The organism is Streptomyces sp. NPDC006265 (assembly GCF_040613555.1).
Taxonomy (GTDB): domain Bacteria; phylum Actinomycetota; class Actinomycetes; order Streptomycetales; family Streptomycetaceae; genus Streptomyces.
In genome coordinates this window covers 1-8,598 of record NZ_JBEXSH010000341.1, presented here as the reverse complement: position 1 = coordinate 8,598, position 8,598 = coordinate 1, and the positions used below count along the sequence as shown (strand labels likewise).

General features: G+C 73.5%; 8 protein-coding genes and 1 pseudogene. 4 read left to right on the top strand and 5 right to left on the bottom strand.

The window, feature by feature from the left end:
• Positions 1–327 (bottom strand): annotated as a pseudogene (locus tag ABZ281_RS25475) (hypothetical protein); the annotation flags it as partial.
• Positions 328–432: 105 nt separating this feature from the next.
• On the opposite strand from ABZ281_RS25475, the gene ABZ281_RS25470 reads away from it, so the two are divergent.
• Entirely contained in the window at positions 433–825 is a 393-nt protein-coding gene (locus tag ABZ281_RS25470) for a helix-turn-helix domain-containing protein (RefSeq protein ID WP_356659009.1), read from the top strand.
• Here the strand turns inward: ABZ281_RS25470 and ABZ281_RS25465 are convergent.
• Both ABZ281_RS25465 and ABZ281_RS25460 read right to left on the bottom strand, forming a co-directional pair.
• Complete coding sequence (locus ABZ281_RS25465) at positions 763–1,368, bottom strand: class F sortase (protein WP_356659011.1); 606 nt, start codon at positions 1,366–1,368, stop codon at positions 763–765. The genes ABZ281_RS25470 and ABZ281_RS25465 overlap by 63 nt on opposite strands.
• A 160-nt stretch (positions 1,369–1,528) precedes the next feature.
• Positions 1,529–2,050 carry a hypothetical protein gene (locus ABZ281_RS25460; RefSeq protein WP_356659007.1) on the bottom strand — a complete coding sequence of 174 codons (522 nt, stop codon included), beginning with the start codon at positions 2,048–2,050 and terminating at the stop codon, positions 1,529–1,531.
• A 269-nt stretch (positions 2,051–2,319) separates the two neighbouring features.
• Here ABZ281_RS25460 and ABZ281_RS25455 point away from each other — a divergent pair, with 269 nt between their 5' ends.
• Complete coding sequence (locus ABZ281_RS25455) at positions 2,320–2,928, top strand: NAD(P)H-dependent oxidoreductase (RefSeq protein WP_356659005.1); 609 nt, start codon at positions 2,320–2,322, stop codon at positions 2,926–2,928.
• 63 nt (positions 2,929–2,991) lie between these two features.
• Here the strand turns inward: ABZ281_RS25455 and ABZ281_RS25450 are convergent, their stop codons facing one another.
• Entirely contained in the window at positions 2,992–3,408 is a 417-nt protein-coding gene (locus ABZ281_RS25450) for a gamma-glutamylcyclotransferase family protein (RefSeq protein ID WP_356659003.1), read from the bottom strand.
• 139 nt (positions 3,409–3,547) lie between these two features.
• Between ABZ281_RS25450 and ABZ281_RS25445 the strand changes: the two genes are divergently transcribed.
• Positions 3,548–5,194, top strand: a complete 1,647-nt coding sequence (locus ABZ281_RS25445; RefSeq protein WP_356659001.1) for a M4 family metallopeptidase — start codon at positions 3,548–3,550, stop codon at positions 5,192–5,194.
• A gap of 3 nt (positions 5,195–5,197) precedes the next feature.
• Here the strand turns inward: ABZ281_RS25445 and ABZ281_RS25440 are convergent, their stop codons facing one another.
• The gene (locus ABZ281_RS25440) at positions 5,198–7,327 is read right to left on the bottom strand and encodes a molybdopterin oxidoreductase family protein (protein ID WP_356658999.1); all 2,130 of its coding nucleotides are present in this window, start codon (positions 7,325–7,327) and stop codon (positions 5,198–5,200) included.
• Positions 7,328–7,722: 395 nt separating this feature from the next.
• On the opposite strand from ABZ281_RS25440, the gene ABZ281_RS25435 reads away from it, so the two are divergent.
• The coding region (locus ABZ281_RS25435; RefSeq protein ID WP_356658997.1) for an AMP-binding protein at positions 7,723–8,598 on the top strand (876 nt) is incomplete at its 3' end.

Here is an 8,598-nt window from a genome sequence, read left to right as displayed (position 1 = left end):
AGGTGGCGGCCGGGCTGTGAGGGGTGGCGATGCGGCGGCGGTGAGCTGTGAGGTGCTCCGCAGCGCGGTGACGGCGGGCTGTGAGGGGTTCGGCGGCGCGGTGACGGCCGGTTGTGAGGGGTTCGGCGATGCGGCGACAGCGGGCTGTGAGGGGCGTCGCACCGGGTGCGTATCGGCCTCGCATAGGGTCGCGACCATGCCTGTCACCTCGTGCCCGGCGGCCAGCCAGACCCGGGCGAGGGCGGTGCCCATGGCACCGGTGCCGAGCAGGGTGAGTGGGGTGCGTGGGGCGAGCTGATCATCGGGAGCAACCGCGTTGTCTGTCATGGCGTTTAGGCTCGTCGCAGGGGAAGCGCCTGCTCAAGTACGTACTTGGAAGTGGGTGGTTGCCCCGAGGGAAGAGTGCAGGCAGCGGAAGGGGAGGGGCGGGGCATGGCGACGACCGGGCGGCGGCCGGGGGCGTACGTGTGCGGGATCGACGCGGCGATGGACGTGATCGGCGGCAAGTGGAAGGTGCTGATCCTCTGGGCGCTGAACGAGCGGCCGTGCCGCTTCGGGGAACTGCGCCGCGAACTGCCGGGCATCACCGAGAAGGTGCTCGCCTCGCACCTGCGGGAGATGGAGGCCGACGGCCTGGTGCACCGGGAGGCGTACGACGAGGTGCCGCCGCGGGTGGAGTACTCGCTGACGCCCCGGGGCGTGTCCCTGAACGAGGCCCTGGAGCCGCTGGGGGCCTGGGGGAGGGCCAACGTCCTGGGCGCGTCACCGGCTGCCGGTCAGGTGCGCGAAGACGACGACGTTCCCCTGGTACCCGGTGCCGCGTGAGTACCCGCCACCGCAGGTGATGACCCGCAGTTCGGGACGGCGGGTGGCGCCGTAGACCTTCTCGTCGGGGAAGTCCTTCGCGGCGTACACCTCGACGGCGTCCACGGTGAACACCGCGACGCCGCCGTCCCGCCGGTCCACCTCGATCGTGCTGCCCCGGGCCAGGGCGCCGAGGTCGTAGAAGACGGCGGGGCCGTCGGCGTTGTCGACGTGGCCGGCGACGATCGCCGTGCCCGGCTCACCGGGCGTGGTGCCGGACTCGTACCAGCCGGCGAGGTTCTCGTCCGCGGCGGGCGGTACGTCGAGGCTGCCCGTCCTCGTCAGACCGAGACCGGTCAGCGGGGCGTTCACCCGGATCGCGGGGATGCGGATGCGGTCGGGCGGCGAGGGCGGCAGCGCGGGCACGGCGGGCCGCTCCCCGGCCCGGCCGTCCAGCCCGGCCCGGGCCTGCGCGGCGGACGGCTGCGGCGGGCCGTGCGTCCCGGCACCGTCGCGCAGCAGCCACGCCCCGGAGCACAGGGCGAACACCGTGACGGCCGCCATGGCCGCGTTCGCGGGATCGCGGACGCCGCTGCCGGGGAACCTGCGCACACCCACCCCTTTCTGAGCTTCGGCCCCGTACCCCCCGCCGGGCCGCGAGGGGCGTCGGACCCGGAGGGGGAGGGGACATGCGGTACCGGCGACGGACAGCGGAGGGTGTCCGTCAGATCCCGTCGCCTCTCGCCCGGCGATGCAGGAGCCAGGTACCGCCCGCGGCGGCGACGGCGAGAGCCGCCACGCCGGCCGCGGTCTGCACGGGGTCGGGGCCCAGGGCGCCGCCGACCCCCGTCTTCACGCTCCCCCGTGGATGCACCTGCCCGCGCATCGACGTCATCGTGACCACCAGGTCCCCGGTGATCCGCCGGCCGCTGCCGCCGCAGGTGGCGGTGATCTCGTACGTCCCCGGCTGGGCACTCGGCGGCACCCTGAACCGCCCGGTCGCGTCCTGCCCGTGCGCGTCCGGCGCCAGGCTGAGGGAACCGGCCCCGACCGCGCTGGCGTCACCCGTCGCCGAGCCGCCGTCTCCACAGACCGCCGTGCGCACCGTGACCTGACCGCCTGGCACGACCGAGGCCGGGGACACCTCCAGGCCACCGGCGGACGCGCCGTACGCGGGTGCTGCGGCGAGAGCCGCGGCGGCGACGGCGAGCGCGATGCCGGTCAGCGGCCGGGCGGTACGTCGCATCGGTGCTCCCCTTCGAGCGGGTCGGTCGTGCGTCTGCCCTTCCGAGGTAACGGGCAGCGGGACGACCGCGCTTGCTGAGGGGGCGTCAGAATAGGGGTGAACGGGTGTCAGGGGGAGGTGAACCGGCGGCTACTCGCGATCGTTTCGGCAGGTCACGGGCGTTCGGCGGGCGGCGTGCGGAAATACGCGGGGCGCGCGTGTGAACGGGTGACCGGGGGTACGCGCCGCCGCTTGACCTCAAGTAAGGTTGAGGTACGAGGCTGTGCGGCATGAACACAACCGCCACCGCACCAGCCGCCGCCGCGGCCGACCCCCTCCGTCTGACCCTCGTCGTGGGCAGCAACCGGCACGGCCGTTTCGGCCCCGTCGTCGCGGACTGGCTCCTCGGCCGCATCCGGGACCGGGACGACCTGGTCGCCGAGGTCGTGGACGTCGCCGAGGCCGCCCTGCCCATGTCCCTCGAACCGACCCCGGAGGCGACCGCCGCGCTGTCCGGCATCACCCCGAAGCTGGCCCGCGCGGACGCCTTCGTGGTACTCACCCCCGAGTACAACCACTCCTTCCCGGCGGGCCTGAAGAACCTCGTCGACTGGCACTTCACCGAATGGCAGGCCAAGCCCGTCGGCCTGGTCTCCTACGGCGGCCTGTCCGGCGGCCTGCGCGCGGCGGAGCACCTGCGTCAGGTCTTCGCGGAGCTTCACGCCGTGACGGTCCGCGACACCGTCTCCTTCCACAACGCCGGTGCCTCCTTCGACGACCGCGGCGCCCTGCGCGACCCCTCCGGCCCGGACGCGGCGGCCAAGACCATGCTGGACCAACTGCTGTGGTGGGGACGCGCGTTGCGGGAGGCCCGGGGGAGGTGGCCGTACGGGGGCTGAACCCGCTGGACGCGAGCCCGCTCGACGCGCACCGTGCCCTCGCTCAGGCCTCCGCCGGGCGTCTCACACCCGAGCCCGCCAGTCCCCGCCCGCGATCGTCCGCCCCCGGGCCCGCAGCCGCGCGGCGACGGCGGGCGCGGCCAGGTACACCCAGGCCCGCACGGCCACCCCGTCGGCCTCCCGTACGACCTTCCGCTCGACGCGCACGTACAGACTGCGCGGATCCCCCGGCACGTACTCCTCCAGCCGGTCCAGCTCGGCGAGCAGCCCCTCGTACGCCTCCGGCAGCGCGGTGACCAGCTCCCCGCCGACCACTGCGCCGCCCGGTTCCTCGACCGCGTACGGATAGCCCGGCCCCTCGTACAGCACCGTGTCCGCGAGCCTGCCCGGCTCCTCCGAGCGGGTGCGGCCGCGCAGGAAGAGGTCGTGGTTGACCTCCCCGGGGCGGAGGGTGCCGTAGACGAAGAAAGGGAGGATCACAGGAACGATTCTGCACCCTCACACACCTCCACAGCGGGGCTATGGACATGCCATGTCCGCGCCGCCTTAACTCGCGGTCAACATCAACGCCGCACCCGGTCGACCCCACGCGACCGGGTGCGCCCGTATGAGGAGACCGATGAGTCGGATACGTCATGTCCGCGGTTCCCGTCTCGCCCTCGCCGGTGTGGCCGTCACCGGCACCGCCGCCCTGCTGGCCGCCGTCCTCTCCCCGGCCGCCGGCGCGGCGGGCCGGCCGACCAGGTCGGGCGCGATCGAGGAAGCGGAGGCGGTGCTGGCGGACCGGGCCGGAGCCCTGGGCCTCACCGCGGCCCAGGAGACGAAGGTCCGGGACGTCGTCGTCGACGATGACGGCACCCGGCACGTCCGCTACGACCGTACCTACCACCGGCTCCCGGTGCTCGGCGGCGACTTCGTCCTCCACCTGAACCCGGACGGCACGTACCGCGGCACGAGCCGTGCGACGAAGTCCGCGCTCTCCCTGACGAGCGTCACCCCGAAGGTGACCGCCCCCAAGGCCGCCGACCTCGCGGCGAACCTGCTGCGCGCGGCCCACCTCGGCGAGAGCCTGAAGAGGCTGACCGCCAAGCCGCGGCTGGTCGTCGACGCCCTGCACGGCGCCCCGAAGCTGGCCTGGCAGACCGACGCGGTGGCCCACGACGAGATCGGCAACCCCGTCGGACGCACGGTCCTGACCGACGCGACGACCGGCGCCCGGATCGACGCCTGGGACTCCCTGGAGTCGGCCTCGGGCGACGGCAAGTCCCTCTACGGCGGCACGGTCCCGCTGGAGACGACGGCGGCCGGCTCGTCGTACCAGCTCAAGGACGCGACACGCGGCGGCACGTACACCGGCGACGCCGAGAACAAGACGGACAAGTGCCTGCTGACCGTCTGTCTGACCCGCGCCCCCGCGACGCTCTTCACGGACGCCGACAACCAGTGGGGGACCGGCGCGGCGGCCGACCGGTCCACCGTGGCGGTGGACGCCCAGTACGGCACGGACGTCACCTGGGACTACTACAGGAAGGTCCACGGCCGTGACGGCATCGCCGGCGACGGCAAGGGCTCCTTCAACCGCGTCCACTACGGCAAGGACTACAACAACGCCTTCTGGGACGACAACTGCTTCTGCATGACGTACGGCGACGGCGACGGCAAGCTCATGGGCCCGCTGGTGTCGCTGGATGTCGCCGGGCACGAGATGTCCCACGGCGTGACGTCGAAGACGGCGGCGCTGACGTACTCGGGCGAGTCCGGCGGCCTGAACGAGGCCACGTCGGACGTCTTCGGCACGCTGGTGGAGTTCCACGCGGCCAACGCCGAGGACCGGGGCGACTGGCTCATCGGCGAGAAGGTCGTCCGCTCCGGCCTGGGCCGCGAGGCCCTGCGTTTCATGGACAAGCCGTCCAAGGACGGCAAGTCGGCGGACTGCTGGAACGCGAAGCTCGGCGACCTCGACGTGCACTACTCCTCCGGCGTCGGCAACCATTTCGCCTACCTGCTCGCGGAGGGCAGCGGCGAGAAGTCCCTCAACGGCGTCGCCTACAACTCCCCGACCTGCGACGGCTCCACGGTAACCGGCATCGGCCGGGCCAAGCTGGGCAAGATCTGGTACCGCGCGCTGACGGTCTACATGACGTCCTCGACGAACTACGCGGCCGCGCGCACGGCGACCCTCAGCGCGGCGAAGGACCTCTACGGCGGCGACAGCACCGAGCAGAAGGCGGTCGCGGCGGCCTGGAAGGCCGTCGCCGTGAGCTGACCGCTACGTCTGTACGGTCTCCAGCCGCACCGCGCACGCCTTGAACTCCGGCATCCGGGAGGTCGGGTCGAGCGCGGGGTTGGTGAGGGTGTTGGCGCGGCCCTCGCCCGGCCAGTGGAAGGGCATGAAGACGGTGTCGGGCCGGATGGCGTCCGTGATCCTCGCGGGCGCCACGGCCCGGCCCCGCCGCGACACGACGGCCACCGGGTCTCCCTCGGCCGCCCCCAGCCGGGCGGCCAGCCTCGGGTGCAGCTCCACGAACGGCCCGGGCGCCGCGGCGTTCAGCTCGGCCACCCGCCGGGTCTGCGCCCCGGACTGGTACTGCGCCACGACCCGCCCGGTGGTCAGCAGCACCGGGTACTCGTCGTCCGGTTCCTCGGCGATCGCGCGGTGCGAGACGGGAACGAAGCGGGCGCGGCCGTCGGGCGTGGCGAAACGGTCGAGGAAGAGACGGGGCGTGCCGGGGTGCACGGCCGGCGCCTCCCCGGCGGGAAGGGCGTCCTGGCCCGTGTCGGCCGCCTCCACCACCGCCGGACAGGGCCAGAACACCCCGTTCTCCTCCACCAGCCTCCGGTAGGTGATCCCCGAGTAGTCCGCCGCCCCGCCCGCCGACGCCCGGCGAAGTTCCTCGAAGACCTCCTCCGGGTCGGTCGGGAAGCCCTTCTCCACGCCCAGGCGGGCGGCCAGTTCGTGCAGCACCTCAAGGTCGCTGCGGATGCCGTCCGGCGGGGTGACCGCCCGGCGCCGCAGCAGCACCCTGCCCTCCAGGTTCGTCGTCGTGCCCGTCTCCTCGGCCCACTGGGTGACCGGCAGGACCACGTCCGCGAGCGCCGCCGTCTCCGACAGCACCACGTCGCAGACCGCCAGGAAGTCCAGCGACCGGATGCGCTTCTCGATGTGCGCGGCACGTGGGGCCGACACCACCGGGTTGGACGCCATCAGCAGCAGCGACCTGATGTCGGTGCCCAGCGCGTCCAGCAGCTCGTACGCACTGCGCCCCGGGCCGGGCAGGCTGTCCGGATCGACACCCCACACCTCGGCGACATGCGCCCGCGCGGCCGGGTCGTCGAGCTTGCGGTAGCCCGGCAACTGGTCGGCCTTCTGCCCGTGTTCCCGCCCGCCCTGCCCGTTGCCCTGCCCGGTCAGACAGCCGTACCCGGACAGCGGGCGGCCCGCCCGGCCGGTCGCCAGGCACAGGTTGATCCACGCGCCCACCGTGTCGGTGCCCTTGGACTGCTGCTCGGGCCCGCGCGCGGTGAGTACCATCGCCGACTCCGGCTCGCAGAACAGCCCCACGGTCTCCCGGAGCTGAGGAACGGACACCCCCGTGATCCGCTCCACGTACTCCGGCCAGTGCGCCATCGCCGCCGCCCGGGCGTCCTCCCAGCCGGCCGTGCGCTCCCGGACGTACTCCTCGTCCACCCGGCCCTCGGCGATCACCAGGTGCAGCAGGCCCAGGGCGAGGGCCAGGTCCGTGCCCGGCCGGGGCGCCAGGTGCAGGTCCGCCTGCTCGGCGGTCTTGGTGCGGCGCGGGTCGATGACGATCAGCCTGCCGCCGTTCTCCCGCAGCTCGGTGAAGAACCGCAGCGACGGCGGCATGGTCTCCGCGAGGTTCGACCCGACGAGGATCACACAGCCGGACTTCGGGATGTCCTCCAGCGGGAACGGCAGCCCCCGGTCGAGGCCGAACGCCTTGATGCCGGCGGCGGCCGCCGACGACATGCAGAAGCGTCCGTTGTAGTCGATCTGGGACGTGCCGAGCACGACCCGCGCGAATTTGCCGAGCGTGTACGCCTTCTCGTTCGTCAGCCCGCCCCCGCCGAACACGCCGAGTGCGTCCGGCCCGTACGCCGCGCGCGTGCGGTCCAGGTTCGCGGCGATCCGGTCCAGCGCCTCGTCCCAGGAGGCGGGCACCAGCGTGCCGCCCTGGTCGCGCACCAACGGGGAGGTCAGGCGCACGCCGGGTGCGAGCACCGCCGCGGCCGTCCGGCCCTTGCCGCACAGGGCACCCCGGTTCACCGGGAAGTCCGCGCGCTCGCTCACCTCGACGGTCCCGTCCGGGGCGGGCGTCAGGTTCATCCCGCACTGCAGGGCGCAGTACGGGCAGTGCGTGGGCGTCACAGTGCTCTGCATACCGTTCAGCGTGCGTCGGCCGTGTTACGCCCGGGACGGTTCCCTGTTACGCGGCCGGGACGGCAACCTCCCCGCCACCGCCCCACCCGCGTGAGGCAGCATCCAGCCGCCCCTGGCGAGAGACAGGCCCGCCCTCCTTCAGGTCGTCGCCGACCGGCACGCACGTTGCCCGTGGGACGAGAAACGCCACATGTGGCTCATTGCGTTCCTTTCTTGGCCGATCCGACCTCGTTGAGAGTTGAAGCAGCCGCACTACGCTCTCGCTACGCGCAGCGCTCGCACGACTCCGCACGGCGTTCGACACCCGGGCATGCCCGCCGCTCACGGCTGCATCCACCCGCGGCCGGCCCGCGGGTGGCAATCCGACCTCGAAACAGCCAGGAGGCCACCCGACCATGCCTCTGTGCCACTTGACCCCCCGCGACCAGCGGCTCTTCCGGCAGTACGGCCGGGGCCCCACCGTCCCCGTCCCCGACCCGCTCCTGCACCACGCCGTCACCCGGCACGCCCTGGCCACCCCGCACGCCGTCGCCGCCGAACACCAGGGCGCCCGCATCACCTACGGCGAGCTCGACCGGTACGCCGGTGCCCTCGCCGCACGCCTGGTCCGCGAGGGCGTACACCCCGGCGACCACGTCGGCCTGTTCGTCCGCCGCTCGATCCCGATGCTGGTCGGCCTGCTCGGCATCCTGAAGGCCGGCGCCGCCTACGTCCCGCAGGACATCGGCCTCGCACCCCCGGCCCAGCTCACCCGCGTCATCCGCACCGCCCGCACCCGGGTCGTCCTCACAGTCGCCGAGCACGCCCACCGCGTGCCCCTGCCGGACGGCCACCTGCTGCTCCCGCTCGACGAGCCGCTGCCGTACGCCCCGGCCCCGCGCGCCCGCGTCACCGGCGACGACGGCGCCTACGTGCTGTTCACCTCAGGCACCACCGGCCGCCCCAACGGCGTGAAGGTCACCCACCGCAACGTCGCCAACCTCCTGCTCACCACCCCGGGCGGCCTCGGCGTCCGGCCCGGCGACCGGGTCGCCCAGCTCCTCAACATCGCCTTCGACATGGCCGCCTGGGAGATCCTCGGCTGCCTCGCCCACGGCGGCACGCTCGTCATCCGGGGCAAGGACCTCGCCGCCGCGGCCCGCACCGCCGAAGTGCTGATCGCGACCCCCACCGTGCTGTCCGGCCTCGACCCGGCCGCCTGCCCGCGGGTGCGCACGGTCGCCGTCGCGCGGGAGCCCTGCCCGCGCCCGCTGGCCGACCGGTGGGCGCGG